A 23,298-nucleotide genomic window follows, 5' to 3' on the forward strand; every position below is an offset into this window, starting at 1 on the left:
GGCGCTCACCGACAGTGCGCACGTCATGCCGGCACATCCAGATATTGCAGTACCAGTCCCTGCGACAGCAGGCTCCAGCCATCCAGCACCACGAACAGGATGAGCTTGATCGGCGTGGAGATGGTCACCGGGCTCATCATCATCATGCCCAATGCGAGCAGGATGCTGGAGACGATCAGGTCCACCACGATGAAGGGCAGATACAGGTAGAAGCCCATCAGGAAGGCATCCTTCAGCTCACTCAGTGCGTAGGCAGGCAGCAGCGCGAACAGCGAGCGGTCCTCGGCTGCCGTGTCCGCGGCAGGTACGTCTGCACCTTCGGAGACCTGGGCGCGCTCGAAGAAGCGCAGCAGTTCAGGATCGGCGTGGCGTGCCAGGTAGGCGCGGTACTCCCCCAGGCTGCTGTCGAGGAAATCGGCGGTCTCCTGCACCGTATTCAAGGGCTGCTCGAGCTCCTGATACGCGGACTGCACCGAACTGACGATCGGGTGCATGACATAGAACGCCAGGATCAACGACAACGCGTTGATCACCATGTTGGAAGGCACCTGCTGCAGGCCCAGCGCGTTGCGGATCAGGGTGAACACCACGCTGAACTTGATGTAGCAGGTTCCCACCGCGACCACGAAGGGCAGTACCGCGGCGGCGGCCAGTATCGCGATCAACGACACATCGTTGTTGATGTGCATGACGCTCATGTCAGTCTCGGAACCTGCGCAAGCTGTACGCCCAGCTGATCACCCACCTGCACCAGCGTACCGGTGGCGATGCGGTGCCCGTTGTGCACCAGCGCGACCTGCTGGCTTGCCTGCTCAGGCAGGGGTACCACGCTCCCTTCGCAGAGGCCGGCCAGCTCACCCAGGGGCAGGGTCAGGCGGCATAGCTGGACATGCAGCTCCAACGGCAGGTCATTCAGACCCTTCGTATCCAGCAGCGGATCGTCAGCGTGCAGGCCCGGATCGGGCACGTCGAGGTCAGGGTCGAAGGGAGAGTGGACGATGGTCACGGTGAAAGCATCCGTATCAAGGGTGAAGTCGAACAGTGGGCAGGTGCCGCGCCATGCGCGAAGGACCGGCGCGGGAATCAGCACGATGTCGCCGGAGCGCAATCGACGCAGCCGGTGCGGGGTGATGCTGACTTCGCCGAGCTGCAGGCGGATGGGTACCTTCAGACCGACCGGGAGGGGTAACGGCTGACGGGCAGCAGGAAGCGGGCCGGTCAGTGATTCAATCCAGACGTCCCCTTCGGCAGCCAGCACGTCGGGCAACGGTCGCGGTGCCGGCCCTGGGTTGTCCGGAGGCAGCGGACGCGCGGTGGCGTAGTCGAGAACGGCATCGACGAACTCCAACGGGCGGGCCACCGCGGTCAGTCCGGCCAGAACCTTCGGCGCCATGGCAGACCAGTCGAACCCTCCGAGTTCGGGAAAGTGCACGGCCGCCCACGCGTTCGCTTCGACACGGCACGTCATGCGCAGCGCACCGGAGGTCAGCTGGAAACGCAGGCAGGCCGTCGCCGGCGGCAGGCTGGCGACGCTACGTACGCCACTGCGATGCAGTGACTGCAGCAGGGTCTGGACGTGCAGCGCCTGTGGATCGACCACGGCCAGCGAAGGAAACCGCTGGCTCATTCCTCATCCTCCGGCAGGCGAGGCACGTTGCCACGCTTTTCCCGATCATCGTGGGCGTCATCCGCGCGTTGGATCTCTACCGTGCCTGGCACGCCGCCATCGCGGGCAGTCAGTGCGCCGTCTACTGCGCGCTGGGCGGCGTCACTGCTGCTGCGCAGCGTGATGGCGGCCGGTGCGGTGCCCGGCAACACGGCCTGCATCCACGTCGCGGTGACCTGGTGACCTGGCCCCCAGCTGCTGAAAGGCACGGTGACGCTGACCGGACGGTGCAGGGTGGGCAGCTCCTTCAGCTCAGCTATCGATCTGAACGCCGTGCCGGGGGTCCGCGTGCGGGGTTCTGCGTGCGCTGCTGCGGTGAATCCCCGCGCGGTGGACAACGTGTCCACCAACGACGCGAGCGGCAATGCCGGGCTGCGTGCATCGGCCGGCTCGCGCAGGCGGTGGTCCACCGTTGGGGGCGCACCCGTTGCAGCCACGTCCGATGATAGTGCTGCAGGTGCCGGCAAGGGTGCTGCGGCGATGCGTTGCGTGGACGGTTCCCCGCTGACAGGCCTGGCATCTGGCAAGCGCGGTGTGCGTGCCGATCCGTCGGACGGCTGCGTCGGGGCGTCGGCAACCAGAGACGGAGAGGGAGATGCGGATGGAGACGGCGCATCAGGGAGGCCGGAGGTAACGACACCCACCGGCAAGGCTGTGTCAGCACGCCTGCCCCGCGTCATGTCGTCGCGCACCGGGTCGGCCGCTGTGCCCTTGGGCATGCGCAGTGCAAGCTCACCGCGCTGTTTTTCCATCCGCTGAGGAGGCGTGGAAGAGAGCATCGATTCGAGCATGGTGGACACCACCGTTCCGACAGCGCCGGGGGCGGGTCGGGGAATCAAGCCATCGGACAGTCGTCTTGCCTGCGCGCTGGCCAGGAAGAGATTGCCGTCTGCTGTGATGGAATCGGCGGGCGTATCTTCGGCTACCGGCTCCATGCCGTCGTCGTCACGACCCGTGCGTTCCTCATCGTCAGGCCCGGAGACGACGGCTTGCTCGCGGATACGACGCAGCAGCGGCACGACGGAGGTATCCGGTGCGGAGCGGTCAAGGTGATCAGGAGCGCGCGGAGCGTTCAGCGCGGGGAGCGGCGTCGACATGCGATTTCATCCAGTGTCTGAGTGTGAAGACGGCTCTCGCGGAGCCGGTTGGTCGCTCGGCGCTGCCGGGCATGCCAGTACTCCAGCTTTTTCTGCTTCCGGTGCTGCAGCGCAGCCCGTTCACGCTGCACGCGCTCTGCGGCGTCGCAGCGCATGGCGTCGGCCTCCATGTCGCCGGCGGCGTGGCCCGTTTCCAGTGCATGGGCCCTCGCCACCGCGAGCACCCGCAGGCGATCAAACAACAGGCTGCGGGTCAGGCCGTCTTCCGGTTGCAGGGTGGCCAGGTGCAGGGTCTGCTCGGCGGATGCACGGAGCGCGGCGGCTTCTTCGCGACGTTGTACCGCCGCCCGCTGCTGCGCCTGCGCCGACAACAATGCGAGCTGGCGCTGGGCCTGCTTGAGCTTGGTCAACCGCAGGCCACGCGCGTCAACGGGCGAGTTCATGCAGGGCTCCCAGCGTGTGTGGCAATGCGCTTCGTTCATGCTGACCCTGACGCAGGAAAACATGCAGTGCGGCTTCGCTGGCGACCGCCCTGTCATACACAGCGCTGACACCCGGCGTGTACTCGCCCAGGTCGCGCATCAGCTGCAGGTCGTCCAGCGTCCCCAGCAGGCCACGCACGCGCCCGACCGCCTGCTGGTGCGCAGGGTCGGCCAACGTACCGAACAGGCGGCTGCCACTGCGCAGCACATCCAGTGCAGGCAGGTGACCCCGTCCGGCCAGCTGACTGCTGAGATACAGGTGCCCGTCCAGCAGCGATTTGACCTCTTCACCAATCGGGTCGGCGTCCTGCTCGTCTTCCAGCAGCACCGTGTAGAACGCCGTAATGCTTCCCTGCCCGGTGCGCCCGCTGCGTTCCAGCAGGCGCGGCAGCGCCTCGAAGACCGAGGCCGGGAAGCCACGGCGTGCCGGCGGCTCGCCCGCGCCCAGCGCAAGTTCCCGCAATGCGCGTGCGTAGCGGGTCACCGAGTCCATCACCAGCAGCACGCGGGCCCCCTGTTCGCGGAAGTGCTCGGCGATGGTGGTGGCAATCAGCGGTGCCTGGCTGCGAAGCGCCGGCGCGGCGTCTGATGTCGCCTGCACGACCACGGTACGTGCGGCCTGCGGAGAACGACGCAGCCGCTCCACCAGCGTCGCCACTTCGCGGCCGCGTTCGCCGACCAGCGCGATGACACTGATATCGACGTCGGCGTTGTCCAGCAGCATTTCGGCCAGCGTGGTCTTGCCTGCACCTGCGCCAGCGAAGATGCCGACGCGCTGCCCCTCGCCACAGGTCAGCAGGCCGTCGATCGCGCGAATGCCGGTACACAGGGGGGTGTCGATCGAGCGGCGTTGACGGTAGTCGACCGCGGCTCCGTTTATCCGGCGTGTCATCGCATGCGACAGCACCGGCGCCGAGAAGCGTTCGACCTCGTTGCCCTGGCCGTCCAGGACGCTGCCCAGCACGTGATCGGACAAGGTCAGCATCGGGCCCCGCCCTGTCGGCATCACCAGGCACTGCGCGGACAATCCCGCGCTGTCGCGCAGCAGGCCGATGGAGGCCATCCCATGCTCGACGGCCACGACGGTGCCCAGCCCGGCGCAGGAATCGTCCTGCGCGCTGCTCTGCAGTCGGCAGAGCTCACCGATCGCCACCTGCGGCAACGGCGCGCGCAGCATGGACCCGATGATCGCCGCAGGATGTGCGGCGGGGCGCCAGGGTGACCGGAGCAGCGTCATCGGATGGCCTGCATCCGCGCCAGGCATTCGTGGAAGTCCTGCAATGCCTCGGCCAACCGCGAGGGCTCGATCACGTACTCGGGGTGCAGCATGCCGCCTACCCGCCCATCTGCGCGGAGCACCATCGCACCGGCGTCCCAATGCCCTACCGGGCGGATGACCTCGGCCAACAGCGGCTCGGCCAGTACGCTGCGCGCCTGTTCGCTGACCTCTTCGATCATGCCCCATAACCAGACCTGCTCGCCGTCACGGGGATCGAGGTAGATATCGCCGACGTCATCGAAAGACATGACGATCGTGGAGTGATCGTCGAACTGATAGTCGCCGGAGTTGGCGCCAAGCTGGTCAAGTGCCTGGCAGAGGGTTTCTTTGAGGGTCATAGTGATCTCACGACATCAAGGGAGACGGCATCGGATACTTCCGAGAACGACAGGACCGAAAGACCCGGCAACCGGGTCTCGACGAAACGCTTCACGAAACGGCGCACGTCGGGCGCCACCAGCAGCACCGCCTCGGGGCGATTGGCCAGCAGAGGCTCGAATACGATCACGATGCGATCCAGCAGCTGTTCGGACTGTGCGGGGTCCAGATTGAGGAATGCGGCGCCCTGGCTCTGGCGGATGCCTGCACGCACCAGCTGTTCGGTGTCTGGCGCCAGCAGTACGGCCGCGATGCGATCGTCGCGCGCGTGCTGCGATGAGATGTAGCGCGCCAGTCCGCCGCGCACATGCTCGACCAGCAGAATCACATCCTTTTCGCGCTGGCCCCATTGCGCGAGGGTCTCCAGGATGATCTTCATGTTGCGGATCGACACCCCTTCGCGCTGAAGGCGTTGCAGCACCTCCGACACGCGCTGGACCGGGATGTGGCGGTGCACTTCCTTCAACAGCTCGGGGAAGCGTTTCTCGGTGTCGTCCAGCAGATGCTTGGTCTCCTGGATGCCAAACAGCTCGCCGATGTTGCGCATCAGGGCGTCATGCACCAGCAGCTGCAGTTCTTCCTGGTCGCTACGCGTGCCCATCCCCATGCTCTGCAGGTGTCCCTGCATGCTGGCGGGCATCCAGCACTGTGGCGGGCCACCTCCAAGGGCAGGCAGTGCGATGCTGTTGTCCAGCATCGTCAGTTCGTCGCTGTCGGCGAGCACGCGGACATGGTCGAGCACGATGTCGGCGCTCGCTGCCGTGATCTCGTTGATCATGACGATGACACGATGCGCCCCGCCGTCGTGCTCGCGCATCAACATGTAGGGCAGCTGCATGCCGGCACGTAGATGCAGGCGGTCACGCAGGGCGGCCTCCACGCCTGCCTTGCTCCACGTGGCGTAGTGGGCGGGCGGCAACAACAGCAGCAGCGGCACGGTCTCGTTGACCTGCTTGCCGTCGTGACCCAGCTGCTTCTGCGCGCCCGGCGTGGTCGGCCGGCCGTCCTGGCCGATCGCGCGCCCGGCGGCATCGACCTCGCCGGTGCCCGCGGCCGCCTCCTCCCGTGTGCGCCACGCTGCCAGCGCGAACAGGCCTGCCGCCAGGGTCAGGAAGATGATCAACGGGAACCCGGGCAGCAAGCCGAGCAGCAGCAGCAGGGTGCCGGCGATGACCAGCACCTTCTGGCTGCTGAAGAGTTCCTTGATGATGCTGGCACCGAGGTTGCCCTCGTCGCCGCCGACGCGGGTCACCACGAAGCCGGCACTGATACAGATCAGCAGTGCCGGGATCTGTGCGACCAGGCCATCGCCGATGGTCAGCAGGGTGAACACCTTCAGCGCTTCCTGGAATCCCATCCCGTGCTGCAGCATGCCGACGGCAATGCCACCGAACAGGTTCACGAAGACGATGACGATGCCGGCGATGGCATCGCCCTTCACGAACTTCATCGCACCATCATAGGAACCGTAGAGCTGGCTTTCCTTTTCGACTTCGCGGCGGCGCAGCTTCGCGCCAGCCGCATCGATGGACTCGGCGCGCAGGTCGGCGTCGATGCCCATCTGCTTGCCGGGCATGCCGTCAAGCGAAAACCGTGCCACCACTTCACCAATACGCTCGGAGCCTTTGGTGATGACGATGAACTGCACGATGGTGACGATGGCGAAGATGACGAAGCCGACCACCAGGTTGTCGGCCGCCACGAATTCACCGAAGGCCGACACAATATGACCGGCATCGGCGTCCACCAGGATCAAGCGGCTGGTGCTGACCGACAAGGCAAGCCGCATCAGCGTCGTGAACAGCAGTACCGATGGGAACGTGGAGAAGTTGAGGATGCGCTCGACGTAGAACGAGCTGAGGAAGATCACGATCGCGATCAGCAGGTTGACGCCGATCAGAAGGTCCACGAGGAACGTGGGCAACGGAACGATCAACATGCCGATGATCACCGCCATCAGCACCACCAGCGCCAGCTCGGGTCGCAGCAGGGTCCGTGCCACCTGGCCCAGGCCGTTGGCCGGGCGTCGCAGCGCGGCCATCAGACGGCCACCCAGTGACGGCTGCCGTTACGCTGCTGTTCCTGCTTCAGCGCGGCCGACAGCAGATCCTCCACCTCATCCAGTGCACGCACCTGTTGGTCAGGGGCATACCAGAGGCCATGCGGCACGGATTTCAGAAAGCGCCGCAGCCCCTGCGCGAGGCGCACCTTCTCTTCGGTATCCAGCACGCCGGCCACCTGCACGAAGACGGCATCGAACATCGGCTGCAGCCCGCCGCCGTTGCGGATCATGCCGAACAGGGCGATCAGCAGGTCGGGCCGGGTCACCCCTATCCGCGGCATCATGGCGGCGTCCCAACAACAGGCCAGCAGCAGGTGATCAGCCGAACGCAGGGTGGTGATCTGCCGCACGCGTTGCAGCAGCTGGCCGAACTCCACCCGCGAGCAGGACGGATCCAGCGCATACATGTCGGCCGCCATGGCATGTTCGATGAAGTCCACCACGCGGCTGCGACGTTCAAACCCGTACAGCGCGATCCATTCCTCGTAGCTGTCCAGCGGCTCGCCGTATGCCAGGAACTCGCGGTAGGTCTGCCGAAGCTGCACAGGCGTGGCCGCCAAGGGTTTCGCATGCAGACGCGCCTTCAGCGCGACGTTCAGGCCGGCACGGACCGCACGCCCCTGTGCGTCCCGTCCTCCCAACAGCTCCTGCTCCAGCTCGGCCAGTACCTGCGCAAGATCTTCCAGCTCCTGGCTGGAGCGCAGCGTGCGCAGGGCCGCCACCGCATCGCTCGGATCGGCGAACAGCTTCATCAGCAGGGCGCGCAGTGCGGCCACGTCCACCGAGGCGAGCTGGCGCACCTGCAGGCGCAACGCGGCCAGCTTCTCGGGGCCTTCCGGATCCAGCACATGGTCCAGCCATGCCTGCGCGTGCGCCGGTGCCTCTTCGGCATCACGGGTGCGGTTCCGTCGCATGCTGGACACCAGCCCGGCCAGATCATCGTTCATCGCCAGCGCCTGATGCAGCGCACTCGCCTGCCGCAGATCGCTGCGGCGTGCGGCCGTCGTCGATGAAGCAGGCTCCTCCTCGATCATCGGCGCTGCCACAGGCAACTGCCGAGCACGCGGCGGCAAGGCAGGGGCGCGCACGGCGCCCACGTCAATCTGTGCCATGCAGAGCCTCCCGCACGCTGCCGCGGACACGCTCGAGATGCGCCGGCAGGGGCAGTGCAAGATCATCAAGGGTGTTGAATCCGGCGCCTGGCAGCAGATCATCCGGTGTCCGCACCCGAGGCTGGATCAGAAACACTCTGACCAACTCCTGATGGCGATCACTGCGGTGTCGGAACGCATTACCCAGGAACGGAATACGGCCCAGACCGGGTATCGCCGTACGATCCCGCGCCTGCTCGTGGCGTGTGTAGCCGCCCACCAGCAGGCTGAGGTGGTGCGGAACCCGGGCCACCGTATCGATCGTGGTGCGATTGATCACCGGCAGTCCTTCAACCTCCTTGCCACTGGAGGTGCCGTCTTCGATCTTCAGCTGCATTTCCACTTCGTCTTCCGCGGACACGCGTGGCAGCACGCTGATCAACGTGCCGTAGGTCACTGCTTCCAGCGAGGCGGCGCGCTCGGACTGCAGGCGCGCGTAGAAGGTGCTGTTGCTGTCGAAATGAGCGAGCACGTTCTCCTGGGTCAGCAGCACGGGGCGTGACACCACGCTGGCGTGCCCACGCTCGGACAAGGCCGTCACCGAGGCAAGGAAGCGTTCGCCATCGAGGGTGGACGTGGCGCCGTTGAAGCCCAGGCCCAGACGACCGCCCAGACCCACCTGGCCGCTCCACTTCACGCCCAGCGCGTCCAGCTGTTTCTTCTGGACGTCGATGATCCACAGGGACAGCTCTACCTGCTTGCGCGGCAGATCCAGCTCGGCAACCAGCTGCTTCACCTTCTGGATGCCGGACAGCGTGCCGCGCACGATCAGACTGTTGGTTTCCGGGTAGGCGACCACGATGGTCGGCGGCGACGCGCCGCCGGCAGACGCGCGCGTTGCGCTGCGCCGTGCGTCACCTTCCACGGCCACGCCCTGTCGCGTGGCCACGGCAGCGTCGCTGCTCGGATCCTCGACCAGCGCGTCGGGCTCGGGTCGTCGCACGATGATGTTGCTGACACCGGAGTCGGTCAGCACGCTGGCCAGCACCTCGGCCATGCCGGGCAGCGTGGTATCCCAGCTGCGCATGCCGTACCGCCGTCCCTGCGCGAAGCTGTTGCGCAGCGCGATCACTTCCACATGTTCAGCGCGTGCATCGGCCCCCCGATACAGCTCATCGAGGTAGCGTGCTGCATTGAGTACGATCTCCACATACACCGGCGAGCCGGATACGTAGAACGTCCCATCGCCCGCTGCACCACGCAGTGCATGCCGGCTGTCGGCGAGACGGGTACGACGCAGGAAATCGTCCAGCACCGCCAGCGATGCATGTTGCATGTGCCCCACGGCGTTACGGGTTTCGCTGGCGTCGTGCACGTAGAGGGTCTGGCCGTCGCTGTACCAGATCAGCCCGACGTCGCGTGCGATCTGGTCGAGCAGTGCACGCGGCTCGGTCAGGGTGAAGCTGCCCTGGATACGCTTCTTCTGCGCTCTGGAACTGACGATCACCGGCACCTTCATCTGTGCGGCCACCGACTGCAGCAGCAGGCTGACGCCGTCGCCCCGCGACACGAAGGTCGTGTCCGCGGAGAGCTCGCCACGGTGGCGGATGGGTGTGTTTTCCAATGGAATGTCCGCGTTTGTCTGCGCATGGGCAGACAGCGGCGTCAGCAGCGTGCTGGTCGCCAACAGGGCGAACAGGGAAAGGGTGCGGCACGAAAAGTTCACAGGGAATGGACTGACTGGTAGATGGAGCGCGGTGACCTGCCGAGCAGGGATTTGATCTCGCTGCAGAAGTGCGAAGGCGAGGAAAAGCCGAAGTCGGAAGAGAGCCGGGTGAAGGTCTGCCCGGTATCGGCGTAGCGATACAGCACGCGTCCCGCGCGCAGCAGGCGCAGCTGTTCTTTCAGTGAGCGGTCGAACGCCTTTCGGCCGATGCGGCGGAACTGCGCCACCGATAATCCATAACGGTCTGCCAGTTGCTGTACGCCAAGATCCGGGTGCTCCAGCACGAAGCGCACCAGCTGGTACGGTTCGCATACGGCCCATGCCGAAGCGACCTGGGCGACGTTCTGGTCGCCGCTCAGCAGGTGCTCCATCAGCCAGTCGCGGGCGACGTCCGCATTGCGCAGGTCACGCGCGGTCGACAGCAGGACCGGCTGGCACCGGTCCTGCGGCAGCGGACGCTGCACGTCCATGCCGTGGTCATGGAACGCCAGCAGGCGGCTGAGTCCACTGCAGACGGGATGCGGTTCGCACCCCATACCCCACAAGGTCAGGGGCCGATTACCCGCACACACCAGCAGCGTGTTGCCGGCGGGCAGATGATGATGCTGGCGGGCGGCCGCGGAATGGGTTCCGATACGGAGGTGGGCCGGCTCGTGGCCGGCGATGACCAGCACGGACTCGTTGCGCGGCAGCAGCTGCGTGAAGGCCGATGAAGGACTGCGTGGTGCTTGGGGAGGGGAGGCAGTGAGCGGCATGACGCTGATGGTGTTGCGTCAGCGCGTGTCGGGCTATGAGCCGAATTGCGATTTTTCTTACAGATTGCAGCAAGGCGTGACAGGCCTCTCCTGTCACGCCCCCTGATACTGCACTGCGCCCCGCTGTGGTGGCGCGTGTTTACAGCTGTGCGAGCGATGCCACCGCATCGAACCGGTCCGCAAGCCGCTTCAGCAGGGCCAGGCGGTTGCCCCGCACCGCCAGATCATCGGCATTGACCATCACCTGGTCGAAGAAGGCATCCACCTGCGGCCGCAGGCGTGCCAAGCGCTCCAGCACGCGGATGTAGTCCTTCTGCTGCAGGCTCGCACCGGTATCGTCGATGGCGGCGGCGACGGCTTCGGCCAGCGCGCGTTCGGCATCTTCCTGCAACAGCGCGGGATCGATCTGGCCGGGAATGTCGATGTCGGCCTTGCGCAGGATGTTGCCGATGCGCTTGTTGGCTGCAGCGAGCGCCGGGGCTTCCGGCAGCGACGCAAACGTGCCGATCGCGTCAATGCGACGATCAAAGTCGTACAGCGATGCCGGTTTCAGCTCGGCCACGGCGTTGAAATGCGCGGCGGGCACGCCCTTGTCCGCGTAGTAGCCGCGCAGGCGCTCAAGGATGAAGTCGTACAGTTCACCGATATCGGCCTGCACGTTGCGCGGGGCCAGGGCGGCGTTGGCCTGCGTCAGCAGCGCGCGCAGGTCCAGCTCGAACCCGCTTTCGATGATGGTACGGGCCATGCCGAGCGCGTTGCGGCGCAGGGCGAAGGGGTCCTTGTTGCCGGTCGGCTTCAGGCCCGCGGCAAAGCCACCGGCCAGGGTATCCAGCCGCTCCGCGATGGCCAGTACCTTGCCCAGTGCGGACAAGGCGATGTCGTCGCCACCGAACCGCGGCTGGTAGGCCTCGTCGATGGCCAACGCGACGTCGGGCGACTCGCCGCCCGTCACCGCATAATGCCGGCCTGCGATGCCCTGCAGCTCCGGGAACTCATTGACCATGCGCGACTGCAGATCGTTCTTGGCCAGCTGCGCCGCACGCTTTGCCAGGATCGGTTCGGCACCGACCTGCGGCGCGATGGCTTCGGCGAGCGCGACGACGCGTGCGACCTTGTCCGCCACACTGCCAAGCTTGGCCTGGTAGGTCACGGTCTTCAGGCCGTCACCCATGGATTCCAGCCCCTGCTTCAGGTCTTCGTCGAAGAAGAACTTGGCATCGGCGAAACGCGGACGGATCACCCGCTCATAGCCCTTGGCGACTTCGGCCACGTCCTTGGACTCGATGTTGGCGATGCCGATGAACTTCTCGGTCAGTTTGCCGCCATCGTCCAGCACGGGGAAGAACTTCTGGTTGATCTCCATCGTCTCGATCAGCGCTTCCTGCGGTACCGCCAGGAACGCGCGCTCGAAGCTGCACAGCACGGCCGACGGCCACTCCACCAGGTTGACCACCTGGCCGAGGTTGTCATCGGTGATGCGGGCGCTGCCACCCGCTTCGGCGGCTGCCGCCTGTACCTGGGCGACGATGCGCTCGCGACGCTCCCGCGGGTCCACGAGCACGAAGGCCGAACGCAGCGATTCCACGTAATCCTGCGGCTGCGTCAGCCACACGGTCTTGTCGTGGTGGAAACGGTGGCCGCGGCTCATGCGGTCTGCCTTCAGGCCGAACAGCTCGGCGTCGACGATGTCCGCACCGTGCAACAGCACCAGCCAGTGCACCGGGCGGGCGAAGCCCCATGCATGGTCGCCCCAGCGCATCGGCTTGGGGATGGGCATGGCCGCTATGGCCTCGCGCAGCACCTCCGGCAGCAGCTCGGCGGTACGCGCGCCCGGCTTCACCGCGCGGTGGACGAAGCGCTCACCCTTGGCGTCGCTGGTCTTTTCCAGCGCGGTCCAATCGATGCCCGCCTTGGCGGCAAATCCCTGCAGGGCCTTGGTCGGCTGGCCGTCTGCGTCCAGTGCGATGTTCAGGTACGGGCCCAGCACCTCGCTGCGCTGTTCGGGCTGCTCGGTGCCCACGCCCGGCAACAGCACGGCCAGCCGGCGCGGGGTCGACAGGGGGCGTGCATCGCCGAGGTCGAGCTCGACGCCGCGCTTGCGCAGGCCGTCGACGATGCCGTCGAAGAAGGCCTGCGCCAGGCCCGGCAGGGCCTTGACCGGCAGTTCTTCAGTGCCCAGTTCGATCAGCAGGGGAGACAGATGGCTCATCGGTTCAATCCAGTTGGGGGCGCAGCGCGCGACGCGGCCAGCGCCCGGGTGTTCGGGAAGATACGGGGCTCAGGCCTGCGCTTTCGCGCCGGGGAAGCCCAGCTTTTCGCGCTGCTCGTAATAGGCCTGGGCCACGCCCTGGGCCAGCGCGCGCACCCGCAGGATGTAGCGCTGGCGCTCGGTCACGCTGATCGCTCGGCGTGCATCGAGCAGGTTGAAGGCGTGGCTGGCCTTGGTCACCTGTTCATAGGCAGGCAGCGGCAGGCCTAGTTCGACCAGCTTCTTCGCCTCGCGCTCGCAGGCATCGAAGCGGTGGAACATTTCTTCCACGTCGGCGTGTTCGAAGTTGTACGTGCTCTGTTCCACTTCGTTCTGGTGGTAGACATCGCCGTAGGTCACCGGCGTGCCATCCGGACCGTAGGTCCACACCAGGTCGTAGACGTTGTCGCAGTTCTGCAGGTACATGCACAGGCGCTCGAGACCGTAGGTGATCTCGCCCAGCACCGGCCGGCACTCCAGCCCACCGGCCTGCTGGAAGTAGGTGAACTGGGTCACCTCCATGCCGTTGAGCCACACTTCCCAGCCCAGGCCCCAGGCGCCGAGGGTCGGCGATTCCCAGTTGTCCTCGACGAAGCGCAGGTCATGCACCAGCGGGTCGATGCCCAGCGCCTTCAACGAATCCAGATACAGCTGCTGGATGTTGTCCGGTGCCGGCTTCATCGCCACCTGGTACTGGTAATAGCGCTGCAGACGATTGGGGTTCTCGCCGTAACGGCCGTCGGTGGGACGGCGCGACGGCTGCACGTACGCGGCATTCCAGGTTTCCGGACCGATCGCACGCAGGAAGGTCGCCGGATGGAACGTACCGGCGCCCACTTCCAGGTCGAGCGGCTGGATCAGCACGCAGCCCTGCTGCGCCCAGAACTGGTTGAGGGTCTGGATCAGACCCTGGAAGGTGATCGGAACGGTCGTGGTCGCGGACATGCGGACGATTCTTGGCCTGCGAAAGGGGTGCGCTAGTATAACGAGCGACCACCGCCGGGCGCTGGACGCCGTCAGGCCCCCGGCGGCGGCGGTTTTCAACGCAACAGGCGGTCCACAAGGAACCTGGTCGATGGAGCATCACCCGAACATGTCCTCCCCCGGCAGTGCCTTGCCATTGCCACAGGGCCGTCTGGTGTTCGAACAGGTGGCCGCGGCACTGGTCGCCGATGGCCTGATCGCGCCACAGGACCTGGATCGTGTCCGCTTCTCCGCGCAGGGTGCCAAGAACGCCAGCGACGTGCATCCGCTGGTGCTGCTGGCCAACCTGAAGCTGTCGGCCACGGGCGGCGGCGAGCTTGGACTGGAGCGGCTCACCGATTGGCTGGCCAAGCGCACCGGTACCCGCTACCTGCGCATCGACCCGACGCGGGTGGACGTGGCCAGCGTGACCTCGCTGGTATCGCATGCCTATGCACGCCGGCACCGCTTCCTGCCGCTGGCGGTGGACAGCGAGCGGGTACTGGTGGGCACCAGCGAGCCGCTGGCACAGGAATGGCGCCGCGACCTGCAGCATCTCAGCCGTCGCACCATCGAACTGGCCGTCGTCAATCCGCTGGACCTGCATCGCTACACGATGGAATTCTATGGCGTCACCCGCTCGGTGCGGGGGGCGCGTGGCGACGTCCGTTCGGAAACCAGCAGCACCCTGCCCAGCTTCGAGCAGCTGGTGGAACTGGGGCGTGCCGGCGACGTCAATGCCGACGACCAGCACATCGTGCACATCGTCGACTGGTTGCTGCAGTACGCCTACGAGCAGCGCGCATCGGACATCCACCTGGAGCCACGCCGGGACATGGGGCGCATGCGCTTCCGGATCGACGGCGTGCTGCACAAAGTGTTCGAGGTTCCGCCCGCGGTGATGACCGCTGTGGTCAGCCGGATCAAGGTGCTGGGCCGGATGGACCTGGGCGAGCGCAGGCGGCCGCAGGATGGCCGCATCAAGACACGCTCCCCCGGCGGGCGTGAGGTGGAAATGCGTATTTCCACCATGCCCACGGCGTTCGGCGAAAAGTGCGTGATGCGCATCTTCGACCCGGATGCGGCGTTCAAGAGCATCGACCAGCTGGGCTTCAGTCCGCAGGAAGCCGCCGGCTGGAACACGCTGGTCGAGCAGCCACATGGCATCGTGCTGGTGACCGGCCCCACCGGCTCCGGCAAGACGACCACGCTGTACTCCACTCTGAAGCGCCTGGCTACGCCGGACGTCAACGTGTGCACCGTGGAAGACCCGATCGAGATGATCGCCCCCGAGTTCAACCAGATGCAGGTGCAGACCAACATCGACCTGGATTTCGCCAGCGGCGTGCGCACCCTGCTGCGGCAGGACCCGGACATCATCATGATCGGCGAAATCCGTGATCTGGAAACCGCGCAGATGGCGGTGCAGGCCTCGCTCACCGGCCACCTGGTGCTGTCCACGCTGCATACCAACGACGCGCCCTCGGCGATCACCCGCCTGCTCGACCTGGGGGTGCCGCATTACCTGCTGGCCTCCACCCTCAACGGCATCCTCGCCCAACGCCTGGTGCGGACGCTGTGCCCCCACTGCAAGGTGCGGCAGGTGCTCGAAGCCGCCGATTGGGCGGTGCTGGCTGATGGCCAGATGGCATATCCAGATGCCGCAACGCCGTACCGTCCGGTCGGTTGCCTGGAGTGCCGACGCACCGGTTTCCTCGGCCGGATCGGGCTGTATGAGTTGCTGCCATTGGGTTCGCGGCTGCGTGGACGGATCCGCGCCGACATGGATCTGGCCGCTTTTTCGCGTGAAGCGCGCGGTGCCGGACTACGCACCCTGCGTCAGGCAGGCCTTGAAAAGGTGGCCCTGGGGCTGACTACAATCGAGGAAGTCCTGTCTGTCGTCCCTGCCGCCGATGAATCCACTGCCCTTCCTGATCATTGAGACCGGCCGCCCCCTGGCGGCGCTGCGTCGCTATGGGCGCTTTCCGCACTGGATCCGCGTCGCCGCCGGTCTGGAACAGCACGAGACGCGGGTAGTCGACGCCGAGCACGGTGATGCGCTGCCGGATGTGCGCGACTACGCCGGTGTGCTGGTGACCGGGTCGGCCGCCTACGTCACCGACCGCGCCGAATGGAGCGAGCGCAGCGCGACGTGGCTGCGGCATGCCGTCCACGGCGGGACCCCGGTATTCGGCATCTGCTACGGGCACCAGTTGCTGGCGCATGCACTCGGGGGCGAAGTGGACTACAACCCGGCCGGGCGCGAATCCGGCACCATCGAACTGTCCCTGGATCCGGCGGCCGGCGACGATCCGCTGTTTTCCGGGCTGCCCGCGTGCTTCCCGGCGCACGCCACGCACATGCAGACGGTGCTGCGCGCCCCCGATGGGGCCGCCGTGCTGGCCCGCTCCAAGCTGGATGCCTGCCATGCCTTCCGCTGGGGCGACAGCGCGTGGGGCGTGCAGTTCCATCCCGAGTTCGCCACCCACCACATGCGCGGCTACGTCCGCGCCCGCGCGCAATGCATCACCCAGCACGGTGGCTGCGCACGCAGCATCGAGCGCGCGGTCAGTGCCGCACCGCTGGCGCGCCAGCTGTTGCGCCGTTTCGTGCGCCAGGCCCGCCACGCTTCAGGTCACGCCGTCATAAAACAGGGATAATCGGCTGACGCAGGGCGATGCCCTGCACCTCCCCCTGTATTTCGGATTCGTATGAGCGAGATTCGCAAGCTTCCGGCATCCGCCGGTGCGGAATGGCTGATGTCCGGCTTCACCCTGCTGCGCAAGGCGCCGGTGGGCTTGGGCACGCTGGGCGTGATCTGGGCGCTGGCTGCCCTGTTGGTAACGGCGCTGGCGACGATGGTGCCGGTGCTCGCGCTGCCGGCGCAGCTGGTGATGGCGCTGGCTGGCCCGTTGATTTTCGGTGGCCTGGTCTGGGCGGTACGCGAGGTCGACCAGGGCCGGCCGGCGCTGCCCGCGCACCTGCTGCAGGGCCTGCACGATGGTCGCGCGCCGCAGCTGCTGGTGTCGCTGCTGCCCCAGCTGGTGGCCGGGCTGGTGCTCGGCATCCTGCTGCTGCTGCTCATCGGCAGCTCGGGGCTGGGCCAGCTGAGCGAGGTGATGACCAAACTCAACGAGCTCAGCCAGTCCGGCGGCCAGCCGAGTCCGGCCGAGATGGAGGCCTTGGCCGCCAGCCTGCCGGCGGGGAGGATCCTGCTGTGGCTGCTGTGCGTGCTGGTGGTGTTCATCGGCGTCGCATTGGCACTGTTCACGCTGTCGCCGCAGGTGATGTTCGAGCACCGCAACGGTCTGCAGGCACTGCGCCTGAGCCTGCGCGCCTGCGCGCACAACCTGCTGCCGATGCTGGTGTTCTTCCTGCTCGCCTTCGTGGCGGTGTTCGCCGTGTATTTCCTGGTGATGATCGTGGCGATGATCGCCCAGCTGGTCGGCGGCGCGATGCTGGCGCTGTTCGCAGCCCAGCTGCTGCTGATGGGCGTGGTGATGCCGGTGTTCGCCGGTGCCGTCTACAGCGCGTGGAAGCAGATGTTCGGGACGGAAGGCGAGCCGCCGGCGTTGCCCGACAGCGGCCCCACCAACGTATTCCACGCCTGATATCCCATTGCTGGATTTGATGGACCGTGCACTCGCCGAGCGTGGCTCGGCGCTACACCTGCCCGGTAGCGCCGCGCCACGTCCGGCGGGCGCAGCGGATCAGTTGCTGGTCTGCTTGGTGCTGGACGGTACCAGCCATCGCGACGCATGGATGCCCAGCTCGTAGAGCAGGCACATCGGAATCGCCAGCATCAGCTGCGACACCACGTCGGGGGGAGTCAGGATGGCGGCCAGGACGAAGATGCCAACTACCGCATAGCCGCGGCCTTCCTTGAACTGCGCCGGGCTCACCCATCCCAGCAACACCAGGATCACCATCGCCACCGGCAGTTCGAAGCTGCCACCGAAGGCGAAGAAGATGGCCAGCACGAAATCCAGGTAGGCGTTCGCGTCCGGCGTAATGGCAATCACGTCCGGTCGGAATGTGGTGAGGAAGTGGAACACGGCCGGCAGCACGAGGAAGTAGGCGAACGCGCAACCGATGTAGAACAGCAGCACCGACGAGGCGAGGATGGGGACGGCCAGTCGTTTTTCGCGTGCGTACAGACCGGGGGCAACGAACGCCCACAGCTGATACAGCAGCCACGGCATCGCCACGAACAGGGCGACAAAGAAGGTCAGTTTCAACGGGGCGAAGAAGGCACCGGCCGGGTTGATGGCGATCATCGACTGCCCATTGGGCAGCTGGGAGATCAGCGGCTCAGCGACGTAGGTGTAGAGCGTGCGCGAGAACGGCAACAGGCCCAGCAGCACCACACCCAGCCCCAGCAGCGCCCGTACCAGACGCGCACGCAATTCCACCAGGTGTTCCACCAGCGAACTCTCGCCGAACTCATGCTCGCTCATGGCGTGCTCTCCGGACGTCGTGCATCACCGGTAACGTCGTTGGGATCGGGGCGGGCAGGCGAGGCGACGGCGGGCATATCGGTCACCCCGGCCGGATCAGGATTGATCGCAGCGTCCGCCTCCGGCATCGCCGGAGGTACGGATTGCGCAGCCGTACTCAAGGTTTCACTCAACTTCTCGGTGCTGTGGATCTCGTCGGCAAGCGTGCGGCCCTGCGCATCCACGTCCTGCACGTGTCGGCGTGCAGCTTCGCCACTGGCACGCAGCTCGCTCTCGGTATCCTGCATCGACTGGCGCACGTCCTGCATCTGCCGCTTGATGTCTTCAGCCTGCAGCTCGCGCTCGAGCTCCTGCTTCACCGAATCCCACTGATTGCGCGCACGGCGCACCCACAGCCCGGCAAAACGCGCCGCTTTCGGCAACCGCTCGGGGCCAAGCACCACCAATGCCACGATCGCAATGACCAGCAGCTCGCTGAAACCAATATCAAACACCGCTCCGCCTCCGGATCAACGCGGGTCGCGGTCGCGCTCGTCCTGCACCGTGCTGCTGCGCGAGGCATCCTGACGCGACTCATCACCCAGCTGCGCGCCGGGCTTGTCTTCGTCGCGCATGCCCTTCTTGAATTCCTTGACCGCCGAGCCGAGGTCCTTGGCGCCGCTGGTCAGCCGTTTGGTGCCAAACACCAACAGGACCACGGCCAGCACGATCAACCAGTGCCAAATGCTGAAACTGCCCATGACATGCTCGCAATTGTTTTTCAGTAATCAGGACCCCGAGCATAGCGCACCGACCGGGGGCCGGTGCGCATGCTGGAAGTCAGTTGCCGTCGAGCGACTCCGTACGGATCTCGCCTTCGGTCACCGGCTGGAAGCCCTGCTGCGGCGGCGGCGCGGCAGGAACGTTCTGCATCGGCACGGTGGTCGCTTCCGCCGCTGGCGGTGGCGTTACCTGGGGTGCGGTCTGCACCGCCGGTGCGGCACTGCGCGGTGCGGGCGGAGTCGCACTGGTGCCGCGGTTGTTGCGTGCTGAATAGGTCGCTTCTTCAAGGCGATCCCTGAATGCCACCACGTCCATCGAAGGCGCGCCGGCAGCACGCCCTTCGAAGATCATCCGCGGCGTCGTGCCACTGCCGTAGGCGTCAAGGTTGGCAGCATCGTCGATCTGCAGGACCGCACCGTCCAACGCGACGCCGGCGAACAGACCGCGCGCACGCGACCACGACCAGATCTCTGCCTTCAGCTGACCATCGGTCGCGGCGGCCGCATTGCGGCCCACCGGACCGGCCGCGATTCCGGCGTCGGCACCGAGGGTAAACTTGCCATTGACCAGATTCTCCAGGCTGCGGTCGTTGCGGAACACAAGCACCACGTCAGACGACTGCACACCTGCCTGGAAGCCGATGCTGCCGCCGGTCAGTTTGATGAAGACCGGATTGGACCAACTGCCATCCGGCGATTTGACCGACATCAGGCCATGCCCGCGACGACCACCGATCACCAGACCCGCCTTGATGGTGTCAGGAATGACGATGACCGCGCGGCCCTCATCCAGGAGCTTGTCCGGGATGCCCTGCTCGGGCATGCCCTGGATCTCGGCCAGCACGCGCACCGCGTTGCGGGCACGCTGGTCTTCCTGGGGTCCGGCCAGCGCAGCTTGGCTGGTCAACAGCAGGCCGGCGGTCACCAGCAGAGTAAGGCGAAAACGAGGCATGTCGGACTCCGTATCAGTTCACGAAGAAGATATAGCAAGTTGTTGAAACTAGGCGCCCGGAAATGAATCTGTTCTGAGCAGGGTCGGTCTCCGATTCAGCTCGTTGATTGCAGTCCGAGAGCAGTCTCATCCCTCCCGCAGACCGTATAGGCGACAATAGCTGATGCTCGACGCTCCCGATTCCGCCGTGCTTGCGGTCAACCTAGGCACCCCCGAAGCGCCCACCGCACCTGCGGTCCGGCGTTACCTCGCTGAATTCCTGTCAGACCGACGCGTGGTCGCGATCCCGGGCATTTTCTGGAAGCCCTTGCTGTACGGGATCATCCTTCCCTTGCGCGGCCCCCGTTCGGCGGAAAAATATGCACAGGTCTGGCTGAAAGACGGCTCCCCGCTGATGGTGCACACGCGAAACCTCGCGCTCGCCATGCAGCAGCTGATGCCGGGGCGCCGCGTCCGGCATGCGATGCGCTATGGGTCCCCTGCGCTGGGTGCTGAACTGGACGCCGCCAAGGCAGCCGGTATTCGCCGTGTGACCGTCCTTCCGTTGTACCCGCAGTATTCGACCACCACCACGGCCTCGGTCGAGGACCTGGTGGACGCATGGCGCCGCCGAAATCCGGACGTGCAGGTCACGCTGATCAAGGAGTATCCGGTCCACGCCGCGTGGGTGGCTGCGGTAGCCGGGTCCATCCGCCAGTGGTGGCAGCAGAACGGGCGTGGGCAGATGCTGATGTTCTCGTTCCATGGCATCCCGCAACGCGTCGCCAATGCGGGGGATCCGTATCCCCGTCAATGCGAGGCAAGCGCGGCCGCCATCGCCGAGGCGCTGGGCTTGTCTGCAGACGAATGGCAGATGGGCTATCAGTCGCGGTTTGGCAGCGAAAAATGGCTGCAGCCGTATGCCGAGCCGAGCCTGTGGGCGCTCGCCGAGCGGGGCGTGAAACAGATCGACGTCGTCTGCCCGGGCTTCGCCACCGATTGCCTGGAGACGCTGGAGGAAGTGGCGCTGGGATTCGGCCGTACCTTGGCCGAACGTGGCGCCGAGATGCGCTACATTCCCTGCCTCAACGATGACCCCGCGCACGCTGCGGCCTTGGCAGAGCTGGCGGAGGACACCTTGCGGTGAGCCTGGAGCCGTTTACCCTCGACCTTGGCGGTCAGACGGCGAGCGGCCTGCGTCGAACGGGCGAGGGGACGCGCGTACTGGCGCTGCATGGCTGGCTGGACAATGCGGCCAGCTTCGTCCCGCTGCTTGATCATCTGCCAGGACGGGACATTGCCCTGCTGGACCTGCCCGGACACGGGCACAGCAGCCACCTGCCCCGGGGTGCCAGCTACACCACACCGGCGGCGATCTGCCATGTGCTGGATGTGGCCGATGCGTTGGGCTGGGACACGTTTACGCTGCTCGGTCACTCCATGGGGGCCGGGGTCGCGAGCCTCACGGCAGCCGTTTCCGAGCGCGTCGAGCGGCTGATTGCGATCGAGGCGCTGGGTGGCCTGCGCGGACCGGAGGAAGAAACCGCCCAACGGCTGCGCGATCACGTCCAAGCCAGTCGCCATGGCAGCGGCCGCCCACTCCGCGTGTTTCCCACGATGGCGGCACCCATCCGCGCCCGGATGATGGCCAACCAGCTGAGCGAAGCCAACGCCCGCCTTCTGGTGGAACGGGGCGTACGTGAGGTGCCGGGGGGGTATAGCTGGCGCAGTGATCAGCGCTTGATGCTGCCGACCGCGCTACGACTTACCGAAGGCCAGATCGACAACCTGCTGCAGGCGATTGCCTGCCCCGTGCAGGTGATCTATGCCACGCCGGCGCAATCCTATTATCCAGAGCCTCTGCGCAGTGAGCGACTGAAGCACCTACGGCAAGGCCAACTGGCCCTGCTGCCCGGCACGCATCACGTGCACATGGAGCGACCGGCGGATGTCGCCGCGATCATCTCAGCCTTCCTGGCGTGAAACGGCGCTTGCGGTGGCGCCAAGCAAGTATCGGTAGCGCCGAGCCACGCTCGGCGAGCGCAGCGGCAGGACGTCGACGGCTGGCGGCCGCTACCCCCATTTCGCGCATAAAAAAACCCCGTTGCGTAAGCAACGGGGTTTTCGGGGTATAAACCCTGGCGATGACCTACTCTCGCATGGCTTGAGCCACACTACCATCGGCGCAGCTACGTTTCACTTCCGAGTTCGGGATGGGATCGGGTGGTTCCATAGCGCTAATTTCACCAGGGAGGCGTTTGGAGTGTCGCCGCGGGTCATCGTGTCTTTGCAGGGAGCGGGGCACGTTAGTGCCCTGCTTTACAAAGAGACGCGCCTACAGCGCCTGCCTCTCGTTTGGTCTTGTGACGTAGCGTGCACTTGGATCTATCGACATGTCATGTCGGCCAAGGCAACTTGAGGTTATATGGTCAAGCCTCACGGATCATTAGTATCAGTTAGCTCAATACATTGCTGTACTTACACACCTGACCTATCAACCACATAGTCTATATGGTTCCTTCAGGGGGCTTGTGCCCCGGGAGATCTCATCTTGAGGCGCGCTTCCCGCTTAGATGCTTTCAGCGGTTATCGCTTCCGAACATAGCTACCCGGCAATGCCACTGGCGTGACAACCGGAACACCAGAGGTTCGTCCACTCCGGTCCTCTCGTACTAGGAGCAGCCCCTCTCAAATCTCCAACGCCCATGGCAGATAGGGACCGAACTGTCTCACGACGTTCTGAACCCAGCTCGCGTACCACTTTAAATGGCGAACAGCCATACCCTTGGGACCGACTACAGCCCCAGGATGTGATGAGCCGACATCGAGGTGCCAAACACCGCCGTCGATATGAACTCTTGGGCGGTATCAGCCTGTTATCCCCGGAGTACCTTTTATCCGTTGAGCGATGGCCCTTCCATACAGAACCACCGGATCACTAAGTCCTAGTTTCCTACCTGCTTGATCCGTCGATCTTGCAGTCAAGCACGCTTATGCCTTTGCACACAGTGCGCGATGTCCGACCGCGCTGAGCGTACCTTCGAGCTCCTCCGTTACTCTTTAGGAGGAGACCGCCCCAGTCAAACTACCCACCATACACGGTCCCTGATCCGGATTACGGACCTAGGTTAGAACGTCAAGCACGACAGGGTGGTATTTCAAGGTTGGCTCCACTGCAGCTAGCGCCACAGTTTCATAGCCTCCCACCTATCCTACACAGACGAACTCAACGTTCAGTGTAAAGCTATAGTAAAGGTTCACGGGGTCTTTCCGTCTTGCCACGGGAACGCTGCATCTTCACAGCGATTTCAATTTCACTGAGTCTCGGGTGGAGACAGCGCCGCTGTCGTTACGCCATTCGTGCAGGTCGGAACTTACCCGACAAGGAATTTCGCTACCTTA

General features: G+C 65.5%; 21 protein-coding genes and 2 rRNA genes (1 of these 23 only partly in view). 5 read left to right on the forward strand and 18 right to left on the reverse strand.

Annotated features, from left to right (window positions below; translation table 11 throughout):
- Window positions 1-23 precede the first annotated feature (23 nt).
- The 12 genes from ABRP17_RS08040 to glyQ all read right to left on the reverse strand — a co-directional run bounded on the left by ABRP17_RS08040 (window position 24) and on the right by glyQ (window position 13,729).
- Window positions 24-698, reverse strand: coding sequence for an EscR/YscR/HrcR family type III secretion system export apparatus protein (locus ABRP17_RS08040; RefSeq protein WP_349985377.1), 675 nt, complete (start codon window positions 696-698; stop codon window positions 24-26).
- Window positions 695-1,627 (reverse strand): FliM/FliN family flagellar motor switch protein, encoded by a 933-nt coding sequence (locus tag ABRP17_RS08045; RefSeq protein ID WP_349985378.1) that lies wholly within the window; start codon window positions 1,625-1,627, stop codon window positions 695-697. The genes ABRP17_RS08040 and ABRP17_RS08045 overlap by 4 nt, the downstream gene beginning before the upstream one ends.
- Window positions 1,624-2,763 carry a hypothetical protein gene (locus tag ABRP17_RS08050; protein ID WP_349985379.1) on the reverse strand — a complete coding sequence of 380 codons (1,140 nt, stop codon included), beginning with the start codon at window positions 2,761-2,763 and terminating at the stop codon, window positions 1,624-1,626. Before ABRP17_RS08050 ends, ABRP17_RS08045 begins: the two co-directional genes overlap by 4 nt.
- Entirely contained in the window at window positions 2,739-3,206 is a 468-nt protein-coding gene (locus ABRP17_RS08055; protein WP_349985380.1) for a hypothetical protein, read from the reverse strand. The genes ABRP17_RS08050 and ABRP17_RS08055 overlap by 25 nt, the downstream gene beginning before the upstream one ends.
- The gene (locus tag ABRP17_RS08060; RefSeq protein WP_349985381.1) at window positions 3,190-4,482 is read right to left on the reverse strand and encodes a FliI/YscN family ATPase; all 1,293 of its coding nucleotides are present in this window, start codon (window positions 4,480-4,482) and stop codon (window positions 3,190-3,192) included. The genes ABRP17_RS08055 and ABRP17_RS08060 overlap by 17 nt, the downstream gene beginning before the upstream one ends.
- Window positions 4,479-4,862 carry a hypothetical protein gene (locus ABRP17_RS08065; protein WP_192082780.1) on the reverse strand — a complete coding sequence of 128 codons (384 nt, stop codon included), beginning with the start codon at window positions 4,860-4,862 and terminating at the stop codon, window positions 4,479-4,481. The genes ABRP17_RS08060 and ABRP17_RS08065 overlap by 4 nt, the downstream gene beginning before the upstream one ends.
- Window positions 4,859-6,943: an EscV/YscV/HrcV family type III secretion system export apparatus protein gene (locus ABRP17_RS08070; RefSeq protein ID WP_349985382.1), complete on the reverse strand. Its 2,085-nt coding sequence runs from the start codon at window positions 6,941-6,943 to the stop codon at window positions 4,859-4,861. Before ABRP17_RS08070 ends, ABRP17_RS08065 begins: the two co-directional genes overlap by 4 nt.
- Window positions 6,943-8,076, reverse strand: a complete 1,134-nt coding sequence (gene sctW, locus ABRP17_RS08075; RefSeq protein WP_349985383.1) for a type III secretion system gatekeeper subunit SctW — start codon at window positions 8,074-8,076, stop codon at window positions 6,943-6,945. Before sctW ends, ABRP17_RS08070 begins: the two co-directional genes overlap by 1 nt.
- On the reverse strand, window positions 8,063-9,781 hold the full coding sequence (sctC, locus tag ABRP17_RS08080; protein ID WP_349985384.1) for a type III secretion system outer membrane ring subunit SctC: 1,719 nt from the start codon (window positions 9,779-9,781) through the stop codon (window positions 8,063-8,065). Before sctC ends, sctW begins: the two co-directional genes overlap by 14 nt.
- Window positions 9,778-10,536, reverse strand: a complete 759-nt coding sequence (locus ABRP17_RS08085; RefSeq protein WP_349985385.1) for a helix-turn-helix domain-containing protein — start codon at window positions 10,534-10,536, stop codon at window positions 9,778-9,780. Before ABRP17_RS08085 ends, sctC begins: the two co-directional genes overlap by 4 nt.
- A gap of 139 nt (window positions 10,537-10,675) precedes the next feature.
- Window positions 10,676-12,745, reverse strand: coding sequence for a glycine--tRNA ligase subunit beta (glyS, locus tag ABRP17_RS08090; protein WP_349985386.1), 2,070 nt, complete (start codon window positions 12,743-12,745; stop codon window positions 10,676-10,678).
- Between the two features lie 69 nt (window positions 12,746-12,814).
- Window positions 12,815-13,729, reverse strand: a complete 915-nt coding sequence (gene glyQ, locus ABRP17_RS08095; RefSeq protein WP_188325493.1) for a glycine--tRNA ligase subunit alpha — start codon at window positions 13,727-13,729, stop codon at window positions 12,815-12,817.
- Between the two features lie 130 nt (window positions 13,730-13,859).
- On the opposite strand from glyQ, the gene ABRP17_RS08100 reads away from it, so the two are divergent.
- From ABRP17_RS08100 to ABRP17_RS08110, 3 genes are read left to right on the forward strand one after another with little or no spacing between them, the layout of a single operon-like run.
- A complete protein-coding gene (locus tag ABRP17_RS08100; RefSeq protein ID WP_349985387.1) occupies window positions 13,860-15,689 on the forward strand; it encodes a GspE/PulE family protein in 1,830 nt (609 codons plus the stop codon).
- Window positions 15,661-16,407 carry a glutamine amidotransferase gene (locus ABRP17_RS08105; RefSeq protein WP_188325495.1) on the forward strand — a complete coding sequence of 249 codons (747 nt, stop codon included), beginning with the start codon at window positions 15,661-15,663 and terminating at the stop codon, window positions 16,405-16,407. The genes ABRP17_RS08100 and ABRP17_RS08105 overlap by 29 nt, the downstream gene beginning before the upstream one ends.
- Before the next feature lie 51 nt (window positions 16,408-16,458).
- Complete coding sequence (locus ABRP17_RS08110; protein ID WP_349985388.1) at window positions 16,459-17,358, forward strand: BPSS1780 family membrane protein; 900 nt, start codon at window positions 16,459-16,461, stop codon at window positions 17,356-17,358.
- A 99-nt stretch (window positions 17,359-17,457) separates the two neighbouring features.
- Here the strand turns inward: ABRP17_RS08110 and tatC are convergent, their stop codons facing one another.
- The 4 genes from tatC to ABRP17_RS08130 form a co-directional block, all read right to left on the reverse strand.
- Window positions 17,458-18,204, reverse strand: a complete 747-nt coding sequence (gene tatC, locus ABRP17_RS08115; RefSeq protein ID WP_188325497.1) for a twin-arginine translocase subunit TatC — start codon at window positions 18,202-18,204, stop codon at window positions 17,458-17,460.
- Window positions 18,201-18,698 (reverse strand): Sec-independent protein translocase protein TatB, encoded by a 498-nt coding sequence (gene tatB, locus ABRP17_RS08120; RefSeq protein ID WP_349985389.1) that lies wholly within the window; start codon window positions 18,696-18,698, stop codon window positions 18,201-18,203. Before tatB ends, tatC begins: the two co-directional genes overlap by 4 nt.
- Before the next feature lie 15 nt (window positions 18,699-18,713).
- Window positions 18,714-18,944, reverse strand: coding sequence for a Sec-independent protein translocase subunit TatA (gene tatA, locus ABRP17_RS08125; protein WP_188325498.1), 231 nt, complete (start codon window positions 18,942-18,944; stop codon window positions 18,714-18,716).
- A 79-nt stretch (window positions 18,945-19,023) separates the two neighbouring features.
- Window positions 19,024-19,917 carry a YSC84-related protein gene (locus tag ABRP17_RS08130; protein WP_188325499.1) on the reverse strand — a complete coding sequence of 298 codons (894 nt, stop codon included), beginning with the start codon at window positions 19,915-19,917 and terminating at the stop codon, window positions 19,024-19,026.
- Window positions 19,918-20,080: 163 nt separating this feature from the next.
- Here ABRP17_RS08130 and hemH point away from each other — a divergent pair, with 163 nt between their 5' ends.
- Complete coding sequence (gene hemH, locus ABRP17_RS08135; RefSeq protein WP_349985390.1) at window positions 20,081-21,043, forward strand: ferrochelatase; 963 nt, start codon at window positions 20,081-20,083, stop codon at window positions 21,041-21,043.
- Entirely contained in the window at window positions 21,040-21,879 is an 840-nt protein-coding gene (locus ABRP17_RS08140; protein ID WP_372486931.1) for an alpha/beta fold hydrolase, read from the forward strand. The genes hemH and ABRP17_RS08140 overlap by 4 nt, the downstream gene beginning before the upstream one ends.
- Window positions 21,880-22,032: 153 nt before the next feature.
- Here ABRP17_RS08140 and rrf read toward each other — a convergent pair.
- Both rrf and ABRP17_RS08150 read right to left on the reverse strand, forming a co-directional pair.
- Window positions 22,033-22,147 (reverse strand): 5S ribosomal RNA (rrf, locus tag ABRP17_RS08145).
- 174 nt (window positions 22,148-22,321) lie between these two features.
- Window positions 22,322-23,298 (reverse strand): 23S ribosomal RNA (locus tag ABRP17_RS08150) (it continues 1,907 nt past the right edge of the window).

The organism is Stenotrophomonas sp. WHRI 8082, assembly GCF_040223995.2.
GTDB lineage: Bacteria > Pseudomonadota > Gammaproteobacteria > Xanthomonadales > Xanthomonadaceae > Stenotrophomonas.